Below are 20639 nucleotides of genomic sequence, written 5' to 3'. Positions count from 1 at the left end.
GCCGATCTAGCGAGATTTAGTCGATGAAAAAAATAATATGTTTATTGGTTGTATTGATAAGCGGGTGTACGTCTTCTTTTGATTTAACCAAAAAAGACATTGAAGACAAGGGATTCTATGTGGATACAGGTTACTACCGCATTGATTTTAATGGCCATGAAATAATAAAAATACCGCCAGGCGCTCATATTGTTCAAGGAACTAAAGATCAGGCCGTTGGCGCTATAGGCGTAAACGATAAAATCGGGCTGTTTGTTGTGAAAGGTGACATTTCGCTCAACGATGTTGTTTTATTACCCCAAGTTAATGGCTATGACTATGTCGAGCGATTTACGGTCGGCGATCCGGATGGCAATCCATTGCCTCTCGTCAGATATCTATTAACAAATGAGTGTGATGGTAAAACTTACGAAGGTTTGAGCAACAAACATGGCGAGACAGTTGCCTTTTCAACGGAAAAGCCATGTGAACTATCAATATCCTTTCCTGATAGTATTAATTAGCTCACTCGTTTCCCGTAACGCTAGCCATGTAAAAGTAATTTTTTGCCGTTTCGATATTGACGATCGCTGTCATTCCCGCCGACTGACGAGGCAACGGCAGCGACGGTTCCTGAGAACAGCCTCCTTATCGATGGTCGTAAGAATAACGGGCGAGCGATGGCCTCGCCCGCCCTCAGATCAAAAACCAAACTGCCGCTGTTGCAGCGGATTATCTTTTCCCAATCGTTTCGCCAGCCAGGGCGGCATATGCTCGGTAATCATGCTATGCAGCGCCTGGAGTTGCTGGTCGATAGCGGTCGCCGGGGGAACCTTGATCGGGTGGATGTTGTGCCGGATCACTTTCGCCGCGGCCGGCCCGCCGATCGACTCGCAAAATAGCAGGTGGCAGTCGGTCAGCAGCCGCAATCTTCCTTCATTGCCGTCGTCGCCCTCCCGCGGCTGATAACGCCGTAATCCGCTGAGGAACGGCCCCTGGCGATCCCAGGCGTAGATAAAGAACAGGCGGCATTGACCGAAATGGCCGTTAATCGTCAGACCGTTGCTGGAAGCAAAGGCTACCTGTAACTGCTGCCCCTGCTTACGTTCGGACTGTGCGGTTAAATGAGGCGGAAGGTTGCCGTGCAGGCAATCCATGATTTGCTGCCAGCGGGCAACGGTGAGTACGCCGTTATCAACGGGTAAATGGCGGGACAGTTCCTCAAGCGACAGCGCGGACAGCCGCTCCAGCGTCAGGGACTCGTCGCAGGTCGTTTCCAGCCAGTTGAGTAACGTTGCGGGCGCGATTTCCGGCAGCAGTTGCGCGAGGGCGAATAGCCGCCAGAAAAGTAAATCATCCCGAGTCAGGCTCATGAGCATCTCCGGTATTTGTCGTCATCGACGGTTAGTCTTCATATTTTTTGGCGCGCAAGGTGACGGGCAGCGTCGGTTTCGCGTCCAGCGGCGCAATAAACCACGCCTGCCCGCTCTCCAGCTCAATCCGACCGCCCCAGCGGTCGGGTTGGTCGAACTCCAGGAAAGTGACTCTGGCCTCCAGATCTTTTTTGGCGATATAACAGTGGATACCGTCAGCGCGCTGACGAAGAATGATGTTGGCCATACGTCCTCCTGCGGAGCGGAAAAAGCGCCTTTACCGGCCTCCCCTTGCCGGGGGAAGCGCTAACCCGGTTAGCGCACCAGGTCGTAACCGTAATCGGTTTTACCCAGCGCCATCGTGTCATCGTCCAGTTTTTCCAGAATCGCGTTCACCAGCGTGGTCAACATCGTCATCGCTCCTTCGTACCCCCAGGTCGTCGACCGGTGCAAGTGGTGACGATCGAAGATCGGAAAGCCGATGCGGATCAGCGGAACTTCAAACTGGTCGCCCTTGGCCTTGGTATCGCGCTGGATGAATTTGCCGTAAGAATTGCCGATCATAAAGTCCGGCTGTCGGGTAAACATCAGCGAGCGGAAATGCCACAGATCGCAGTTGATAAACACTTCGCTCTCCTTGCCGTACGGCGATGACGCCAGCAGCTTGTTCATCGCTTTCTGCCAGCGCTTGCTGCCGTTATGGCAGAGTATCACCGCCGGTTCGCAGCCCAGCTCCAGCAAAAAACGGGTCAGCCCCAGCAGGAAGTCGGGATCGCCGTAGATGCCGAAACGTTTGCCATGCAGCCAGGTGTGCGAGTCCAGCATCATGTCGACCAGCCTGCCGCGTTCCAGCGTCAAGGCTTCCGGAATGGGTTTGCCGGTGAGCTGGCTGACGGTCATCAGAAAGTCGTCGGTGCCGGCCAGCCCCATAGGAATGGCGACCTCGGTGCAAGGCTGTTGCCAGTCATCCCTGACCACTTTTTTGCTTTTGACCAACTGCCAGGGTTGCAGCAGCAGCGTATCGATGGCGTTGGGCGCATCGCGCATTTCGGCCTGCGTGGTGCCGCCCGCATACAGGCGATAATGGCCGTCCGCCGGGGTATCCAGCACTTCCGACGGGTCGGACAATAGCGAGCACGGCACCGCCATTTGCGCCATCATGCGTTTCAGTACGCGGAAATTGCCGAGGTAGGTTTCAAAACCGGCGACCAGATTGATTTTGCCGTTGCTGCCGACCTGGTATCCTTCGACGCCCTGGGTAAAGGTGCGGGCGAACCCTTCGAACATATTGTCCCAGCCGGTCACATGGCTGCCGATAAAGCTGGGGGTATGAGCATAAGGCACTTCAATGCCCTCGGCCACAAAACCGTCTTTTTTCGCGTTGCTGATAAATGCCTGCAAATCATCGCCGATCACTTCCGCCATACAGGTGGTGGCCACGGCGATCACTTCCGGTTTATATAAGGCGCCGGCGTTCTGTAGCCCCTGATTCATATTGTTGTTGCCGCCGAATACGGCGGCGTCTTCGGTCATGGAGTCGGAAACGCAGGCCACCGGCTCTTTAAAGTGGCGGTTGAAATAGGTGCGAAAATAGGCGACGCACCCTTGAGAGCCGTGTACATAGGGCAAGGTTTTCTCAAATCCCAGCGAACACAGCACCGCTCCCAGCGGCTGACAGGCTTTCGCCGGGTCGACCGTCAGCGCTTCACGCTGAAAATTCAGCGTTTCGTATTCGGGGGTGGTGGTCCATGCAAAAACCTCCTGTACGCGTTCCTTGCTGTGTCCTTCTTCCAACTCGCTTTTGCTGGCGAACAGCGCCTGGTATTCCGGTTGTTCGAACAGCGGATAACAGGGTTTCACTTTTTCGGTATTCTGGCTCATCGTATTCTCCTCCCGCGCCACAAATCGGTGAACTGACGGGACAAAGGGTCATCAGGCCTCAGGCGGATTTCAGCCAGGGCGCGGTTAACTGGTTCCAGCAAGGGTTGTTCAGCGTCATGTCCATATCGCGGGCGAAAATCGCAAAGCCGTCATAGCCATGATAAGGACCGGAATAGTCCCAGGAGTGCATCTGCCGAAACGGCATCCCCAGCTTCTGGAACACGTATTTTTCCTTGATGCCCGACCCCACCAGGTCCGGCTTCAACCTTTTGACGAACTCCTCCAGTTCATAGGTGCTGAGATCGTCAAACAGCAGCGTGCCGTCCTTAAGATCGGGCAAGGTGCGGTCATAGTCGTCGTTATGGGCGAACTCATAACCGGCGGCCATAATTTCCATACCGAGATCTTCATAGGCGCCGATAACGTGGCGCGGACGTAAGCCGCCGACGTACAGCAACACTTTTTTCCCTTCCAGCCGCGGCCGATATTTAGCGATCACCGCCTCCGTCTGCGCCTGATAGCGGGCAATCACCGCTTCGGCGTTCGCCTGAATGACGCTGTCGAACTGGCCGGCGATTTTGCGCAGCGACGCCGCAATTTGCGTGGGGCCGAAGAAGTTGTATTCCATCCAGGGAATACCGTATTTTTCTTCCATATGGCGCGAGATATAGTTCATCGAGCGATAGCAATGCACCAGGTTAAGTTTCACCTTGGGCGTTTTTTCCATTTCCATCAGCGTGCCGTCGCCGGACCATTGCGCAACGACCCGCAGCCCGATTTCTTCCAGTAAAATACGCGAAGACCAGGCATCGCCGCCGATGTTGTAATCGCCGATAATGGCGACGTCGTACGGCGTCGCGGCAAAGGGCTGGTCGTCCCGGGCAGGTAAAATCCAGTCGCGGATCACGTCATTGGCGATATGGTGTCCCAGCGACTGCGATACGCCGCGGAACCCTTCGCAACGCACCGGGATCACCGGCTTGCCGATTTCGCCTTTGGCTTCGCGCGCCACCGCTTCAATGTCGTCGCCGATCAGCCCGACCGGGCATTCCGACTGGATACTGATGCCTTTGGTCAGCGGGAACAGCAGTTCCAGCTCGTCAATCAGCTTGCGCAGCTTTTTGTCGCCGCCGAATACGATGTCCTTCTCCTGAAAATCCGAGGTGAAATTCACCGTGCCGAAACTGTCGATGCCGCTCATCCCGGTATAGTAATTGCGTCGCCCGGCGCGGGAATACTGGCCGCAGCCTATCGGGCCGTGCGAGATGTGCGCCATGTCCTTGATCGGCCCGAAAACCACCCCTTTGGAACCGGCATAGGCGCAGCCGCGCACCGTCATCACGCCCGGTTGCGACTTGCGGTTGGAGATAATGCATTTGCCTACCGACTCCATGCCCGGCTCAACGGTCATGATGTGTTTGGCGCGTTCTTTCCGGGTTCTGTCCGGGAAGACTTCAAGCACTTCCTGAATCAGCGCCTGATTCTGCTGTATGATGGTGTCTGTCATAGCATGTTTCCTCAGGCGGACTGCGCCTCTTCTGCCGCGGTTTTACCGACGATGGATTCGTCTTCTTCGCTGAGAATGCCGAACTCCATCAACAAGGCTTCCAACTCATCCATGGTGACCGGCGTCGGCACCACCATCTTGGTGTTGTTGACGATCTTGCTGGCCAGCGTGCGGTACTCGTCGGCCTGGGTACAGGTGGGATCGTATTCAATCACCGTCATGCGGCGGATTTCAGCGCGCTGCACAATGTTGTCGCGCGGCACAAAGTGAATCATCTGGGTGCCCAGTTTTTCGGCCAGCGCGATGATCAACTCATCTTCCCGGTCCGTCTGACGGGAGTTACAAATCAAGCCGCCCAGACGGACCTTGCCGGATTTGGCGTATTTCACAATCCCTTTGGAAATGTTATTGGCGGCGTACATCGCCATCATTTCGCCGGAGCAGACGATGTAGATTTCCTGGGCCTTGTTTTCGCGGATCGGCATGGCGAACCCGCCGCAGACTACGTCGCCCAGCACGTCGTAGAAGACAAAATCCAGGTCGTCCTCATAGGCGCCCTCTTCTTCCAGAAAGTTGATGGCGGTGATCACGCCGCGCCCCGCGCAGCCGACGCCGGGTTCCGGGCCGCCGGATTCAGCGCAGCGCACGCCGCCGTAGCCGATCTGCAACACATCCTCCAGTTCGAGATCTTCGACGGATCCCACCTCGGCGGCCATTTCCATAATGGTGTTTTGCGCTTTGGCATGCAGGATTAAGCGCGTGGAGTCGGCCTTCGGGTCGCAGCCGATAATCATCACTTTCTTACCCAGTTCAGCAAGCGCCGCCACCAGATTTTGCGTGGTGGTGGACTTACCGATCCCGCCTTTGCCATAAATCGCACACTGACGTATTGCCATGGTGTCTTCCTCTTTACAGTGAATGTCCCGCTATATCTTGCAGGGGGCATACCACTCTCAGGGGAAAAGGTAAGAATTTGATAAATAGAGAAAATTACTAACCTCGCTCTGAAGCGGCGCGAGGGGTTGGGGACAATAACGCGACTAATTGTTGTAAAAGAGACAAAGGCGACAGAAGCGCGCGTCGGATTCGACACGCCGACCGGCCGCTATTGAAACTAATGTATTAAAGACAAAAGCGGGTTAACGCGGTAGGATTTACCCAGACGATTAACATTTACATCAATTATGCAACACAGCCGATCCCGTTGCATCCCGCATGAAGCGTAACCATGAAAAGAAAACGTATCCTGATCCCTCTGATTATTCTGGTGCTGTTTATCCTCTATCTCAATCGTGATGCCCTTAATCCTTTTGCGCCGGATTGTAAAAATATTCCTGCCGGCACCCCGAAGCCAGCGGAATGTAAGCCGAAAGTCGTCGCGCCGGGTTTTGAACTCTAGCTATAGGCGGCGCGCAGACGAGCGAAGACTTTCTCGCCGTTGTTATTGCGGATAACTTTGTCCGCTGACAACGGAACACCCTCCTCTTTTCTCCGATTTCCCACTAATCTATAGTGCGTTATCGCTATTACAGTCTATGTCAGGAGCTTAATATGTCAGAGATATCGCCGTCGGCTAGCGCGTTGTCCGCGCGTCTGAATACCGTTATAGAACAAGCCATTGCCGAACAGCGCCTTGTCGGCGCCGTGGTTATCGTTCGGCAACAGGGTAAAGAGGCTTATCGCGGCGCGGCCGGTCTGGCCGACCGGGAAAGCGGGCGGCCGATGACGGAGGATACGCTGTTTCGCCTGGCGTCAGTCAGCAAGCCGATTGTCGCGACGGCGGCCATGGCGTTGGTGTCGCAAGGCAAGCTGGGACTGGATGAAGATATCCGTCGCTGGTTGCCGGATTTTCAGCCGCGGCTGGCAAGCGGCGAAGCCCCTGAAATCACCACGCGTCAGTTGCTCAGTCACACCGCCGGGCTGAACTACCGTTTTCATGAAAGCGATGAAAACGGCCCTTACGCCCGCGCCGGTATTTCCGACGGTCTGGATGACGCGGATATCACGCTGGCGGAAAATCTTCGTCGCCTGGCAAGCGTGCCGCTGTCGTTTGCGCCGGGCAGCGCCTGGCAATATTCGCTGGCGATTGATGTGTTGGGCGCGGTGATAGAGCGTGTTTGCAACCAGCCGCTCGGCGACGCCGTACGCGCGCTGGTTACCGGCCCGCTGCATATGGACGACACCGATTTTTATTGCCGCGATGCGCAACGCCTGGCGGTGCCCTATGTCAATGACGCGCCTGTCCCCCATCGTCTTCAGGAAGGGGAAATCGTGCCGTTCTCTGAAGAGAACGTCGGCGTGCGTTATTCCCCTGCCCGCGCGCTTAACCAGCAGGCCTATCCCTCCGGCGGCGCCGGATTGGTCGGCACCGCCGATGATGTGATGACATTGCTGGATACGCTGCGTCAGGGCGGCGCGCCGCTGATTTCCGCCGAGCTGGCGGCGGAGATGGGACGCGATCAGACCGGCGGCTATGCGATCCCCGACTCGCCCGGACTGGGCTTCGGGCTGGGATTTTCGGTGCTGCGCGATCCGGCGGCGGCGGACTCGCCGGAATCGGTGGGAACCTGGCGCTGGGGCGGCGTTTACGGCCATTCGTGGTTTGTCGACCCGCAGCAGGGGCTTAGCGTTGTGGCGCTCACCAATACCCTGTATGAAGGAATGGACGGCGACTTCGTAACCGAACTGCGCGATGCCATCTATCGCTAATCGCCAGCATGACGCCGTTCATTGCCCCCGCAATGAACGGCGTTTTTTCTGCTCCCAAGCCTGATATGGCGTTACAGTTAAAATTTATCCATCAGAAGTTATAGATGACTGAGACTAATATGGCTTTAGGGTTTTCCAGCGTGCTTACGGTCACAATCTCTTGAGGATCTGCCCTCTGCCAACACACTGCTTCGATATGACAATTATCCTGTTTTTTGTACCCCATAAAATTCAGATAAGCATCGACCTTGCTGGAATCGTTAGTATCATAGTATCTGACTGCATATACGTGTGATGCCGGACCAGTTATATTTGCAAAGTCGAAATCATAATGAGTTGAAATTCGGGGCATTTTTTTCAGAATATCGGGGGTATAAAATTCATATTCACGTTTATCCTGCTCGGTATAGTGAGCGCTTCCCGCGAATTCCATTGTGATGTACGGCCAGGAATAAGTCAGCGCAACGGCGACAACGATAATTACGCCACTGAGCACTTTAACTGATTTACGCATAAGGTAACGATCCCCTTTTCGCTTCGTCTATGTATGAACCATCAGCGCTGGCGATATCAACAATTCCCGAGTGGAAGTCACTCCATGGCCTGACTGTTTGCATGAAGTTAGGAAGCACGCCTTTACGCGGCCTGGCGTTGGGGAATCTTTCAGGATCTGGAAATAGAAGCGGCGTAAGCCCCCTGTTTTTCCAGAAGCCTATCTTCCCATAATAATCCCAGCGCTTTAACGCCTCATCTTTGCTGATCGGTCGCAGCATTTCGAAAGGATTCTGGATGGAAACGGCGCGGTAAAAGCCCAGTAAATCAGAGACCAGATCCTCGCCACTGAAGCCACTGTCGGTAACAAGACTTACGGGGAACGACGCCTGAAGCCCTTCAAACTTACGGGCCAGCGATATCATCATCCCAAGAGCAATACTTTTGCGTTCGTGATATGGGCGGCCGCGTTTAATACGCCAGGTAATGAATTTCCCTATTTTCATGGTGCGAAATGGATCTGTCATGGACTGTGAATAGCTAACATCATAGCGATCCTGCCCAGATGACTCTCCAGCTTCAATTTTCCGCAAAAGAGTTCTGATGTCCGTACCCTGCGCATGGCCGAGATCAATCCATCCGAGCGCTTCCGTATAAACCAACCCATATGGAACCCGCGCGGCTATTTTTCCATCAATTATATCGCTTCGTTTACTCATCCCTAATTTCCCTTCCTGTTTAAAACGATTGCGCGCTCAATAATACGCCATCACGCTTATCCGTACACTTCCGCTTAAGTCTGAAATAAGTGGCTCTGGATATGTTTTTTCTGCTCCCAAGCCTGATATGGCGTTAAATCGCGACCAGATGGCGAACGCCGTCTTTTTCCATATCCTTGCCGCGTCCGCGCTGTACGATCTCCCCGCGCGACATCACCAGATAGCTGTCCGCCAGTTCGGCGGCGAAATCGTAAAACTGTTCGACCAGCAGGATCGCCATATCGCCGCGCTGCGCCAGTTTGCGGATCACCGCGCCGATTTCCTTGATCACCGACGGCTGAATGCCTTCCGTCGGTTCGTCCAGAATCAACAGTTGCGGTTTGCAGGCCAGCGCCCGTCCGATGGCCAACTGCTGTTGCTGGCCGCCGGACAGATCGCCGCCGCGCCGCTGTTTCATCTCTTGCAGCACCGGGAAAAGCTGGTAGATCTCGTCGGGTACGCTTCTGGCCTGCGCGCCGGAAAAACGCGACAAGCCAAGCAGCAGATTTTCTTCCACCGTCAGCCGTGGAAAAATTTCCCGTCCCTGCGGCACATAGGCGATGCCCGCCTGTACCCGCTGATGCGGTTTGCGGTGATTGATCGCATTCCCCTGCCAGCGAATGCTGCCCGATTTGGCGGGAATCAAGCCCATCAGGCACTTTAACAACGTGGTTTTACCGACGCCGTTGCGGCCCAGCAGGCAGGTTACCTCGCCGGTTCTGGCTTCGAACGATAAGCCGCGCAGAATATGACTGCCGCCGTAATATTGATTGAGTTCTGATATCTGTAACATTTTAGCGTCCCAGGTAAACGTCGATAACCTGCTCATTGGCCTGCACTTCACGCAGCGAACCTTCCGCCAGTACCTGACCCTGATGCAATACGGTAACGCGATCGGCGATGGTTTCGACAAACCCCATATCGTGCTCCACCACCATTAAGGAATGTTTCCCCGCCAGATTGCGAAATAACTCGGCGGTATATTCCGTTTCGGCATCGGTCATGCCGGCGGCCGGTTCGTCTAGCAGCAGCAGATGCGGCTCCTGTACCAGCAGCATGCCGATTTCTAAAAACTGTTTTTGACCGTGCGACAGCAGCCCCGCCAGACGGCGTCGTTCAGCGCCGAGGCGCAACAGCGTCAGCATGTCATCGATACGGTCGCGCTGCTCGCCGCTGAGCGTGGCGCGCAGGCAGGCCCATACCGATTTCTCCGCTTTTAAGGCGATTTCCAGATTTTCAAACACCGTTAACGCCTCGAACACCGTCGGTTTTTGAAATTTTCGCCCGATGCCGGCACGGGCAATCTCCACCGGCGAGAGCGTGGTGAGATCGGTCTGCTGATCGTAGAACACCCGCCCGTCGTCCGGCCGCGTTTTGCCGGTAATGACATCCATCAGCGTGGTTTTGCCGGCGCCGTTCGGCCCAATCACGCAGCGCAGCTCGCCGACGCCGATTTGCAACGACAGGTCGGTCAGGGCGCGAAAACCATCGAAACTGACGTTGATTTTATCCAGTTGCAGCACCGGGTCGGTTTGATGACGATGGCGATCCGACGGTTGCGGCTGGGTAAACAGTGGCTCAGTCATGTTTCCTCCGGTTGAGCAAGCCAATAACGCCGCGCGGCAGGAACAGCGTGACAAGAATGAAAATCAGCCCGAGAAAGAACAGCCAGTATTCGGGGAAGGCCACGGTAAACCAGCTTTTGGCGCCGTTGACGATCCCGGCGCCAAGCAGCGGGCCGATCAGCGTTCCCCTGCCCCCCAGCGCCACCCAGATGGCGGCCTCGATCGAGTTGGTCGGCGACATTTCGCTGGGGTTGATAATGCCCACCTGCGGCACATAGAGCGCCCCCGCCAGACCGCACAGCACCGCAGACAGCGTCCACACGAACAGTTTGAAGCCTTTGGGATCGTAGCCGCAAAACATCAGCCGGTTCTCCGCATCGCGCACCGCCGTCAACACGCGGCCGAACTTGCTGCGCGCCAGCGCGAAGCCGATAACCAGACTGAGAAACAGCAGCAGTACGGTGGCGATGAACAGCCCGATACGCGTTCCGGTCGCCGTCACCGGAAAGCCGAGCAGCATGGTAAAACCGGTGAATCCGTTATTGCCGCCAAAACCGGTTTCATTGCGGAAAAACAGCAGCATGCCGGCATAGGTCAGCGCCTGCGTCATAATGGAGAAATAAACGCCTTTGATTTTAGAGCGAAAGGCAAACCAGCCGAACGCCAGCGCCAGCAGTCCGGGCGCCAGCACAATCAGACATAGCGCCCAGGCGAAATGCTGGGTGCCGATCCAGAACCACGGCAGCTCGTTCCATGACAGAAACGACATAAAGGCCGGCAGCCCGTCGCCCGTGGCCTGCCGCATCAGGTACATGCCCATGGCATAGCCGCCCAGCGCGAAAAACAGACCGTGGCCGAGGGAAAGCAGCCCGGCGTATCCCCACACTAAATCCAGCGCGACGGCGACAATCGCATAGCAGAGGATTTTGCCGACCAGCGTCAGCGTGTAGGTAGACAGCGCCAACGCGTGATCCGGCGGCAACAGGGCGAAAAACGGCAGTATCAGCAGCGCTGAGAGTACGGCGATACCGATGCCGGTGGTCAGCCGCGGCGCTTTTTTCGCGATGGTTAACGTAATGGGTTGTCTCATCAGTCAATTACCCGCCCTTTGAATGCAAACAATCCTTGCGGTCGTTTCTGAATAAACAATACGATCAGGATCAAAATCAGGATCTTGCCAAGTACCGCGCCGATCTGCGGCTCCAGCACTTTATTGATGATGCCCAGTCCAAAGGCGGCGACCACCGTTCCAGCCAGTTGCCCCACGCCGCCGAGCACCACCACCAGGAAGGAGTCGATGATATAACCCTGTCCCAGCTCCGGGCCGACGTTGCCCAATTGCGACAGCGCCACGCCGCCCAGTCCGGCAATGCCCGAGCCCAGCCCGAAAGCCAGCATATCGACGCGTCCGGTCGGCACGCCGCAGCAGTCGGCCATCGCCCGGTTTTGCGTCACCGCCCGCACGTTAAGGCCGAGACGGGTTTTATTCAGCAGCAGCCAGGTGAGCAGCAGCACGCCGATCACAAACAGGATCACTGCGATACGGTTATAGGGCAGCACCAGGTTAGGCAGCACCTGTAAGCCGCCGGACAGCCAGGTCGGATTGGCCACCTCCAGGTTTTGCGCGCCAAACAACACCCGCACCAGTTGAATCAGCATCAGGCTAATTCCCCAGGTCGCCAGCAGCGTTTCCAGCGGACGGCCATAAAGATGGCGGATAATGGTGCGTTCCAGCGCCATGCCGATGGCGGCGGTGATAAAGAAAGCGGCCGGCAGCGCCAATAACGGGTAATACGCCAGCCATTCGGGCGCAACGCGTTGAAACAGCGCTTGCACCAGCCAGGTGGCGTAGGCGCCCAGCATCAGCATTTCGCCGTGCGCCATGTTAATCACGCCCAGCAGACCGTAAGTGATCGCCAGCCCCAGCGCCGCCAACAGCAAAATCGACCCCAGCGATAAGCCGCTGAACGCCTGCCCGAGCAGATCGCCCAGAATCAGGCTGCGTTTGATTTTGCCCACGCTTTCGAGCGCCGCCGCCCTGACGTCGGCATCCGGCTCGTTCTGCGGCTGGGTGAGTTGCAGTAAGCGCGCCTGCATTTGCGGATCGCCGGTTTCGCCTAACTGCCGCACCGCGTCAAGACGCGCCTGCGGGTTAGCGTCCGTCAACTGTAAACTGGCGATGGCGATTTTCAGCGCGGCGGAGACGGCGCCGTCCTGCTCGGCGCTTAAACGTTGCGTCAACAGCGGCAGTTGCCCGGCCACGGCTTCGTTTTGCAGTAAGCGCGCGGCATGCAGGCGGGTCGCCGCGTTATCGCTTACCAGTTGATGGGACGCCAGCGCGCCGGCGATCAGCACGCGCAGGCGGTTGTTCATAAACAGCTTTTTGGTGCCGCCCGCCGGCTGCGCGTCGCCTTCCAGCGGGACAAGTTTGCCCTGCGTCTCGCTGAACGGCCGTTTGTTTTCATCGATCACCACCGATTCGCGATGCAGCGCCTGCAACAATGGCAGGCGAGCGGCGTCCGGCGCAATCGCCCATTGTTGTAGCATTTCCGCCTGCTGGCTGCGGCTGGCCGCCGCAAAGTCGGCCGCCGGGCCGGCCAGCGCCGCCAGCGGCGTCGCTAAGCACAGTGACAGAAACAAATTACGTAATTGACGAATGATCATCGCAATGCCCGTCATGTAAAAAGAGAGTGTTTAACCTTATTTCCCTTCAGCATTGCCGCTATTGCGCTGATTTCACCGGGTGATCGGGTTTCTTATCGTTACCCGCGATGTAAGGGCTCCACGGCTGAGCGCGAACCGGCTGTTCCGTCTCCCACACCACGTTGAACTGACCGTTGCCTTCGATCTCGCCGATCATTACCGGTTTGTGCAGGTGATGATTGGTCTGATCCATGGTCAGCGTATAGCCGTCGGGCGCGGCGAACGTTTGTCCGGCCATCGCCGCGCGAACTTTATCCACGTCGGTCGAACCGGCCTTTTCCACCGCCTGCGCCCACATATGCAGCCCGACATAGGTCGCTTCCATCGGGTCGTTGGTCACCACGGTATCGGCATTCGGCAGATTGCGGGCTTTGGCGTAGGCGCGATAGCTGTCGACGAATTTGGCGTTGGTCGGATTATCGACCGACTGGAAGTAGTTCCACGCCGCCAGATGCCCGACCAGGGGTTTGGCGTCGATCCCGCGCAGCTCTTCTTCCCCGACCGAGAAGGCCACCACGGGAACGTCGGTCGCCTTGATGCCCTGATTGGCCAGCTCTTTATAGAAGGGTACGTTGGAATCGCCGTTGATGGTCGAAACCACGGCGGTTTTACCACCGGTCGAGAATTTCTTGATATCGGACACGATGGTCTGATAATCGCTGTGGCCGAACGGCGTATACACCTCCACGATATCTTTGTCCTGAACGCCTTTCGCATGCAGGAAGGCGCGCAGGATCTTGTTGGTGGTGCGCGGGTAGACGTAGTCGGTTCCCAACAGGAAGAAGCGTTTTGTCGCGCCGCCGTCTTCGCTCATCAGGTATTCCACCGCGGGGATCGCCTGTTGGTTAGGCGCCGCGCCCGTATAGAACACGTTCGGCGACATCTCTTCGCCTTCATACTGCACCGGGTAAAACAGCAGGCCGTTTAATTCTTCAAAGACCGGCAGGACGGATTTACGCGATACCGAGGTCCAGCAGCCAAACACCACGGCGACCTTATCCTGCGTGAGCAGTTGCCGAGCTTTTTCCGCGAACAGCGGCCAGTTGGAGGCCGGATCGACCACCACCGGTTCGAGCTTTTTACCCAGCACGCCGCCTTTGGCGTTGATCTCGTCAATCGTCATCAGCGCTACGTCTTTCAGCGGCGTTTCAGAGATCGCCATCGTACCGGAGAGCGAATGCATGATGCCGATTTTGATGGTATCCGCCGCCTGCGCGCCCCAGGCGAGCCCCATACCGGCGACCGTGGCGGAGAGCGCGAATACTTTGATCAATGAACGTCTTTTCATCTTTTGGCCCTTAAAAAGTGTTGGAAGATTGATGTGAAACAGCCAGTGGTCTTGCCTGCTGCAACATATGCAGGGTGATTTTCCGCACCTCAGCCTTACTCTCTGAGATATGGGCGGTCAGAATGCGCTGAGCTTCCTCGGTGTGTTGCTGCAATATCGCCAGCAAAATACGGGCGTGCTCGCTGTAGGTGGCGTCAACGCGATCCTCGCGGGTGAAATCGAGACGGCGGATAATGCGGATTTTTTCGGTCAGTTCGGCGTGAACCCGTTGCATTTCACGATTGCCGGCCGCCGCCACCATGCGCATATGGAAATCTTCGTCATGGCGGGAAACGGTCTGGCCGTCATCCAGCCGCGGGTCATCAATCCAGAACCGTTTCAGATCGGCCAGCAATTCGGCGCAGCGTCCCGGCGGCATGCCGCACAGGCGACGTACGGCTTCGCGCTCCAGCACAATACGAAAATCATACAGTTCCTCGAAATATTCGAAATCGAAGGGTCTGACCTGCCAGCCGCTGCGGAAGTAAACTTCGACATACCCTTCACGCTCCAGCCAGAACAGCGCCTGGCGCACCGGCGTACGGCTGACTTCCATGCGTTCGGCGATTTCACTTTCGCTGAAGCGATCGCCCGGCATCAGACGAAAGTCGAAAATGTCGTTTTTCAGCGTCTGATAGACGCGTTCCGCCAGGGCTTCGGGCCGCCCCTTGCCGCCTTTGCGCGTATCGGTTTTCATCAGCTTGCCTCCTGTTCCAGCCACAATAGAGGATCGCCGGGGCTCACCGGACGTCCCGGCTGGCAGGCGATGCGTTTAATCCGCCCGGATTGCGTCGCGTGGATCGTCAATTCCATCTTCATGGCCTCGACGATAATCAGCGGCTGGCCGATATCGACCGTATCGCCGGGTTTCACCAGCACTTTCCAGACGTTGCCGTTCATATCGGCGCTAATCTGTTGCGCGTCGTCATCGTCTTCCGCCGCCATTAACGGCGCGTCATCAGGCGGCGCTTCCGCGTCCTCTGCCTGTTGCCACAGCGCCACTTCGGTTTCGAACGCCGCCGCCTGACACTGACGAAATTCGGCGATATCCGTCGCGTGCTGTTGCAGAAAACGGTTGTGCGCGGCGAAATCGAATTCGCTTTCTTCAATCACGATGTCGGCGCGGCCTTCGCGGAAATCCTCGCGCAGCGCGTCCAGTTCGGTTTCGCTGACCGGGTAAAAACGCACCTGATCGAAAAAGCGCAGCAGCCAGGGCTCGCCCGCCGAGAAGCGATCGTTTTTCAGAAATTTGTTCCAGATAGGCAGCGTGCGCCCCACCAGTTGATAGCCGCCCGGCGAGTCCATGCCATAGATGCACATGTACATGCCGCCGATCCCCACGGTACCTTCGGCCGTAAAGGTGCGCGCGGGGTTGTATTTGGAACTCAACAGACGATGGCGCGGGTCGACCGGCACCGCGCAGGGGGCGCCAAGATACACATCCCCCAGCCCGAGGATCAGATAGCTGGCGTCGAAAATGATGTCGCGCACCGCCTCGCGGTCGGCTAATCCATTGATGCGTTGAATAAAGTCGACGTTATTCGGCAGCCAGGGGGCGTTTGCCCGCACGGTTTCTTGATAACGCGCCACCGCGCCGAGCGTGGCGCTGTCTTCAAAGGCCATCGGCAGGTGGACGATGCGCGACGGCACTTTCATCCGGCTAACGTCGCCCAGACCTTGCTCCAGCTCCAGCAGCAGCGCCATTAATCGTTGCTGGCTGAGTATCCGGCTGTCATAGCGGATTTGCAGCGAACGCACGCCGGGAGAGAGTTCTTCAATGCCCGGCGCGTTCGCTTCGCGCAGGGCGTTCATCAACAGGTGAACGCGCAGCCGCAGCGCCAGATCCAACACGTTGTCGCCGTACTCGATCAGCACATAGTTGTCGCCGGCCTGACGGTAAACCGCGGTCGGCGCGGCGTCCGTCGCCTTGATGGCCGCCAGCACGGCGGCCGAGCCCTGCGCAGTCGCTTGCAGCGAGGGCGCGTCAAACACCGGCGACGGCGCGGTGGTTAAGGTTTTAATGCTGTCGGCCTGCGCGGTCTCAAGCGCCAGCGCTTCATCAAAACCGATCGGATGGAAACGAATGCGATCCCCCGGCTTCACCTGCCCGACTTTCCACAGTTCGGCTTTGGCGATGGTGACCGGGCAAACAAAACCGCCCAGACTCGGCCCGTCGCGCGTCAGGATCACCGGGAAATCGCCGGTAAAGTTCACCGCGCCGACCGCGTATTCACAGTCATGCACATTGGACGGATGCAGCCCCGCTTCGCCGCCGTCGGCGCGCGCCCAGCTTGGTTTCGGCCCGACCAGCCGCACGCCCAGGCGGTTGGAGTTGTAATGAACCTGCCATTCGCTGGCGAAAAATTCGTCGATCGTTTCCGGGGTGAAAAAGTCCGGCGCGCCGTGCGGCCCGTAAAGGACGCCGATGCGCCATTCATTGCCGTATGTCGGTATCAACGCCGCATCGATGGCCTGCGGCGCGCTGACCGGCGCGGGCGTGGCGCAGGCCGACAGTGCCGGCTGCGAGATGGCCAGCATATCCGCGACGCGCAGCGTTCTGCCGGCGTGGCCGCCGAACTGCCCCAGCGCAAAGGTCGAACGACTGCCGAGATATTGCGGCACATCAATGCCGTTGCGCACCGCCAGATAAGTCCGGCAGCCGGACTGCGCTCGCCCCAGCGTCAGCGTTTGCCCGGCTTTGACCGCAATCGGCCGCCAGTAGGCCACGGCGGCGCCATCCAGTTCGGCCGGACAATCCGCGCCGGTCAAGGCGATCACCGCATCGCTGTGAAATCGCAGCGTCGGGCCTTGCAAGGTAAACTCCAGACCGGCGGCGCCGGCGTCGTTGCCCACAATGCGATTCGCCAGGCGGAAAGCGAAATCATCCATCGGGCCGGAGGGCGGCACCCCGATATCCCAATAGCCGAGACGTCCGGGATAATCCTGCACGCTGCTCCAGGTTCCCGGCTGAATCACTTCGATAATCGGCGTCGCGGGCGTAAAACCGTCGAGCAGGCGCGTCCAGATATTGCCGCTGCGGAAAGCCTCGGCGGCGACAATCTGACGCAGGTAATCAAGATTGGTGGCGATGCCGTGCAGTCGCGTGGCGCTCAGCGCCTGTTGCATTTTCGCCAACGCTTGCTCGCGGTTTTCCCCATGAACGATCAGCTTGGCGATCATCGGATCGTAGTAGGCGGAGACCTCGGTACCGGTGCTGACCCAACCATCGACCCGCACGTCGTCGGGGAAATGGACGTCGGTCAGCACGCCCGGACTGGGTTGAAAGTTTTTCAGCGGATCTTCCGCATAAAGACGCACTTCTATCGACGCGCCGCGCGGCGCCTGAGCCAGTCGTCGCCAGTCGAGCGGATCGCCGGCCGCGACTTGCAGCATGCAGGCCACCAGATCGTGACCGGTGACGCACTCGGTCACCGGATGTTCAACCTGTAGGCGGGTGTTCACTTCGAGAAAAAAGAACGCGTCGTGCTGCGCGTCGTAGATATATTCCACCGTGCCGGCGCTGCGATAGTTGACCAGTTCGCCCAGCTTGACGGCGGATGCCAGTAACGCCGCCCGCGTGCGGGCGGGGATATTCGGCGCCGGCGTTTCCTCAACCACTTTCTGATTGCGGCGTTGCAGCGAGCAGTCCCGTTCTCCCAGCGCGACCACCTTTCCTTTGCCATCGCCGAAGATTTGCACCTCCACGTGGCGGGCGCGATCGATGCAACGTTCGAGAAAAACTCCGGCGTCGCTGAAAAATTGCTCACCCAGACGGCGAACGCTTTCCCAGGCGGCGCGTAGCGCCTCGGCGTCGGCGCAGCGGGTCAGTCCGATGCCGCCCCCGCCGGCGGTGCTTTTCAGCATCACCGGATAGCCGATATTTTCCGCCGCGGCCAGCGCCTCATCCAAAGATGCGAGCAACGGGGTACCCGGCGTCATGGGGACGCCGGCCGCCGCGGCGAGTTCGCGAGCCCGGTGCTTCAGCCCGAACTCGCCGATCTGTTGCGCGGTGGGGCCGACGAACACGATCCCCGCTTCTTCGCAGGCGGCGGCAAAAGGCAGACTTTCCGACAGAAAACCGTATCCCGGCCAGATGGCCTGCGCGCCGGTCTGTTGCGCGGCCGCGAGAATTTTGTCAATGCGCAGGTAGCTGTCGGCGGCCTTCTCGCCGCCAAGCGGGATGGCGATATCGGCATCTTTGACATGCTGCGCGTTTTTATCCGCGTCGGAATAAACCGCGACGCTGGTTACGCCCAGACGTTTCAGGGTACGAATGGCCCGACAGGCGATTTCGCCACGGTTGGCGATTAATACGGTGTTAAACATGAGACGTCTCCTGATGAGCCAGCCAATTGCGCCAGCCGCCGAACCCGGTAATATCCACGGCATCGCTCAGCGCCGCCGGTTCGCAAATAAAGCCTTTCACCTGACGACCATCGGCCAGCGTTAACGTGCCGATCCCCAGCGGCGCCGGAATTTCCGCGACGAACTCGCCGAAGCGCGCCAGCGGGATATCCCACAGCTCGACGGCGATCGCCCCGCCCTGCGCCGCTTTCGCCAGACCGGGCTTCGCCGGCTGCGTATCAGCCAGCGCGTACAGTCGGTAACAAGCGGCGGTTTGCGTCTCTTCGACCAAAACCGCATCCCGGTTGGTTAACTGATGATTAAGCGGCATTCCGCTCAGATGGGCGCCGACCACCGCCACGCGAACATGGTGCGGCGACGGCGGCAACGGTTGAGGGTTCGCCGGTTGTGCGTGGTCTAACGCCCCGAGACCGAGAGTCTGGCCGGCTTGCCACTGCTGACCGAACGCCGCCAGCGCGCGGTCGTGCCAGGCGGGCGCGATCAGCGTAATGCCGGCCGGTAAATCATCCGCCCGGAAGGGGCCGGGCAGCGCCAGCGCCGCCAGATCCGCAAGGTTGGTGAAATTGGTGTAAACGCCAAACTGCGAGTTGTAGCGAATTGGCTCCTGGGCTATCTCGGCGAGGGTATGGATGGTCGGCGTGGTCGGCACGACCAGCGCGTCGAACGGTTGCAGCGTTTGCTGAATGCGGCGGGTTAATTCCGCCCGCAGGTATTCGGCCTTAAACGCGTCGACCGCGCTGAAGCGTTCGCCGCTGGCGATGATGCTGTAGACCACCGGATCCATCTTCTGCGGCTGTTGCAGCATGTCGCCGACCGAGGCGGTGCGCTCCGCCACCCAGGGGCCTTGATAAAGTTGCTCGGCAAGCCGCTCGAATGGCGCGAAGTCAATGGGATGCAGCGTCGCCCCCATGCTTTTCAGCCTGTCGCAGGCGCTTTCCCATGCGCGCTGCGCCAGATAGTCGTCAAAGAAGATCGGCGTGGCAGGGACGGCGAAACGCGGCGCGGCGGACAACGCGGCCGGCGCCAACGCCGGGTTAACCCGCGAGTAAGCGTCGCTGGCGTCGTATCCTCCGGCGATGTCGGCAACCTGAAAAGCATCCTCGACGGTTAAGGCGAAAATGGAAATCGTGTCGTTCAAACGACAGGCCGGCACCACGCCGGCGGCGGATAGCCAGCCTTTGGTCGGTTTCAGGCCGACAATGTTATTGAACGCGGCGGGAACGCGACCGGAACCGGCCGTATCGGTTCCCAGCGAAAAACCGACCAGGCCGCGAGCCAGCACCGACGCCGAGCCGGAGCTGGAACCGCCGCTGACGTATTGCGCGTTAAAGGTATTGGCGACGGCGCCAAACGGCGAGCGGGTGCCGACTAAGCCGGTGGCGAATTGATCAAGGTTGGTTTTGCCGATCGCCACCGCCCCTGCCGCTTTGAGTCTGGCGACGACGGTCGCATCCTGTTGCGCGACGTAGGTGAAATCCGGGCAAGCGGCGCTGGTCGGGCAGCCGGCCACGTCGATATTGTCTTTGACCGCGAAAGGCACGCCGAAGAGCGGCAATGAAGCCGGATTTTCCGCGTAAATAGCCAGTAACGGCGCAATCTGGTCGTGTAATTGCTGCGGGGTGATCAGATAGATCCAGGCCGGATCCGTGGTGGAAAGGCTCGCGAGCAGATTTTCCAGCGTTTCGCCGACCGCCTCGGCGTGCTGCTGATGGTACTGTCTCCACGCCTGAAGAGTAAGCCCTGTCGTTGGTGACATAGTTTGAATCCCATCTAGTATACAAGATTGAATTCAAGTAAGCTAAAATCATGCCAGTTTTTAACAATTTGATTTAATTATGTTATTTTTATTTTCTCAGCCGATTGCACGGTAATTTGCACGACGAACGAGCAACGTTGCGCCATCGTGGAGCGCGCTGGTTCCGCCAACCGGCGCGCGCGAACGGCCGGTTGGCGGTGAGAGGGGAACGGCGACGGGAGGCA

General features: G+C 58.1%; 18 protein-coding genes. 3 read left to right on the top strand and 15 right to left on the bottom strand.

Annotated features, from left to right (window positions below; all coding sequences use genetic code 11):
- Positions 1–23 precede the first annotated feature (23 nt).
- Positions 24–503 (top strand): hypothetical protein, encoded by a 480-nt coding sequence (locus ABRZ26_RS01020; RefSeq protein WP_319602398.1) that lies wholly within the window; start codon positions 24–26, stop codon positions 501–503.
- A gap of 177 nt (positions 504–680) precedes the next feature.
- Here the strand turns inward: ABRZ26_RS01020 and ABRZ26_RS01015 are convergent, their stop codons facing one another.
- The 5 genes from ABRZ26_RS01015 to nifH all read right to left on the bottom strand — a co-directional run bounded on the left by ABRZ26_RS01015 (position 681) and on the right by nifH (position 5636).
- The gene (locus ABRZ26_RS01015) at positions 681–1346 is read right to left on the bottom strand and encodes a NifB/NifX family molybdenum-iron cluster-binding protein (RefSeq protein ID WP_319602918.1); all 666 of its coding nucleotides are present in this window, start codon (positions 1344–1346) and stop codon (positions 681–683) included.
- Between the two features lie 37 nt (positions 1347–1383).
- Positions 1384–1599 carry a putative nitrogen fixation protein NifT gene (gene nifT, locus ABRZ26_RS01010; protein WP_319602397.1) on the bottom strand — a complete coding sequence of 72 codons (216 nt, stop codon included), beginning with the start codon at positions 1597–1599 and terminating at the stop codon, positions 1384–1386.
- A 68-nt stretch (positions 1600–1667) separates the two neighbouring features.
- Positions 1668–3233, bottom strand: a complete 1566-nt coding sequence (gene nifK, locus ABRZ26_RS01005; protein ID WP_319602396.1) for a nitrogenase molybdenum-iron protein subunit beta — start codon at positions 3231–3233, stop codon at positions 1668–1670.
- A 58-nt stretch (positions 3234–3291) separates the two neighbouring features.
- Complete coding sequence (gene nifD, locus ABRZ26_RS01000; protein ID WP_319602395.1) at positions 3292–4740, bottom strand: nitrogenase molybdenum-iron protein alpha chain; 1449 nt, start codon at positions 4738–4740, stop codon at positions 3292–3294.
- 11 nt (positions 4741–4751) lie between these two features.
- On the bottom strand, positions 4752–5636 hold the full coding sequence (gene nifH, locus ABRZ26_RS00995; protein ID WP_319602394.1) for a nitrogenase iron protein: 885 nt from the start codon (positions 5634–5636) through the stop codon (positions 4752–4754).
- A gap of 332 nt (positions 5637–5968) precedes the next feature.
- On the opposite strand from nifH, the gene ABRZ26_RS00990 reads away from it, so the two are divergent.
- Both ABRZ26_RS00990 and ABRZ26_RS00985 read left to right on the top strand, forming a co-directional pair.
- Entirely contained in the window at positions 5969–6139 is a 171-nt protein-coding gene (locus ABRZ26_RS00990) for a hypothetical protein (protein ID WP_249243874.1), read from the top strand.
- Positions 6140–6291: 152 nt separating this feature from the next.
- On the top strand, positions 6292–7449 hold the full coding sequence (locus ABRZ26_RS00985; RefSeq protein ID WP_319602393.1) for a serine hydrolase domain-containing protein: 1158 nt from the start codon (positions 6292–6294) through the stop codon (positions 7447–7449).
- A 91-nt stretch (positions 7450–7540) separates the two neighbouring features.
- On the opposite strand, the gene ABRZ26_RS00980 is transcribed toward ABRZ26_RS00985, so the two are convergent.
- The 10 genes from ABRZ26_RS00980 to atzF all read right to left on the bottom strand — a co-directional run bounded on the left by ABRZ26_RS00980 (position 7541) and on the right by atzF (position 20415).
- On the bottom strand, positions 7541–7963 hold the full coding sequence (locus ABRZ26_RS00980) for a hypothetical protein (RefSeq protein ID WP_319602392.1): 423 nt from the start codon (positions 7961–7963) through the stop codon (positions 7541–7543).
- Positions 7956–8660 (bottom strand): hypothetical protein, encoded by a 705-nt coding sequence (locus tag ABRZ26_RS00975; protein ID WP_319602391.1) that lies wholly within the window; start codon positions 8658–8660, stop codon positions 7956–7958. Before ABRZ26_RS00975 ends, ABRZ26_RS00980 begins: the two co-directional genes overlap by 8 nt.
- Positions 8661–8793: 133 nt before the next feature.
- Positions 8794–9492, bottom strand: a complete 699-nt coding sequence (gene urtE, locus ABRZ26_RS00970) for an urea ABC transporter ATP-binding subunit UrtE (RefSeq protein ID WP_319602390.1) — start codon at positions 9490–9492, stop codon at positions 8794–8796.
- 1 nt (position 9493) lies between these two features.
- Positions 9494–10285: an urea ABC transporter ATP-binding protein UrtD gene (urtD, locus tag ABRZ26_RS00965; RefSeq protein WP_319602389.1), complete on the bottom strand. Its 792-nt coding sequence runs from the start codon at positions 10283–10285 to the stop codon at positions 9494–9496.
- Positions 10278–11354, bottom strand: a complete 1077-nt coding sequence (urtC, locus tag ABRZ26_RS00960; RefSeq protein ID WP_319602388.1) for an urea ABC transporter permease subunit UrtC — start codon at positions 11352–11354, stop codon at positions 10278–10280. Before urtC ends, urtD begins: the two co-directional genes overlap by 8 nt.
- Positions 11354–12928 (bottom strand): urea ABC transporter permease subunit UrtB, encoded by a 1575-nt coding sequence (urtB, locus tag ABRZ26_RS00955; protein WP_319602387.1) that lies wholly within the window; start codon positions 12926–12928, stop codon positions 11354–11356. Before urtB ends, urtC begins: the two co-directional genes overlap by 1 nt.
- Before the next feature lie 58 nt (positions 12929–12986).
- On the bottom strand, positions 12987–14255 hold the full coding sequence (gene urtA / locus ABRZ26_RS00950) for an urea ABC transporter substrate-binding protein (protein WP_319602386.1): 1269 nt from the start codon (positions 14253–14255) through the stop codon (positions 12987–12989).
- Positions 14256–14265: 10 nt separating this feature from the next.
- Positions 14266–14991, bottom strand: a complete 726-nt coding sequence (locus ABRZ26_RS00945) for a GntR family transcriptional regulator (protein ID WP_319602385.1) — start codon at positions 14989–14991, stop codon at positions 14266–14268.
- Entirely contained in the window at positions 14991–18620 is a 3630-nt protein-coding gene (gene uca, locus ABRZ26_RS00940) for an urea carboxylase (protein WP_319602384.1), read from the bottom strand. Before uca ends, ABRZ26_RS00945 begins: the two co-directional genes overlap by 1 nt.
- Entirely contained in the window at positions 18613–20415 is a 1803-nt protein-coding gene (gene atzF / locus ABRZ26_RS00935; protein WP_319602383.1) for an allophanate hydrolase, read from the bottom strand. Before atzF ends, uca begins: the two co-directional genes overlap by 8 nt.
- Positions 20416–20639 lie beyond the last annotated feature (224 nt).

This window comes from Brenneria sp. L4-2C (assembly GCF_040240335.1).
Lineage (GTDB): Bacteria > Pseudomonadota > Gammaproteobacteria > Enterobacterales > Enterobacteriaceae > Brenneria.
Note: the sequence above shows the minus strand (reverse complement) of the source record. Positions and strands in the feature narration are given on the sequence as shown.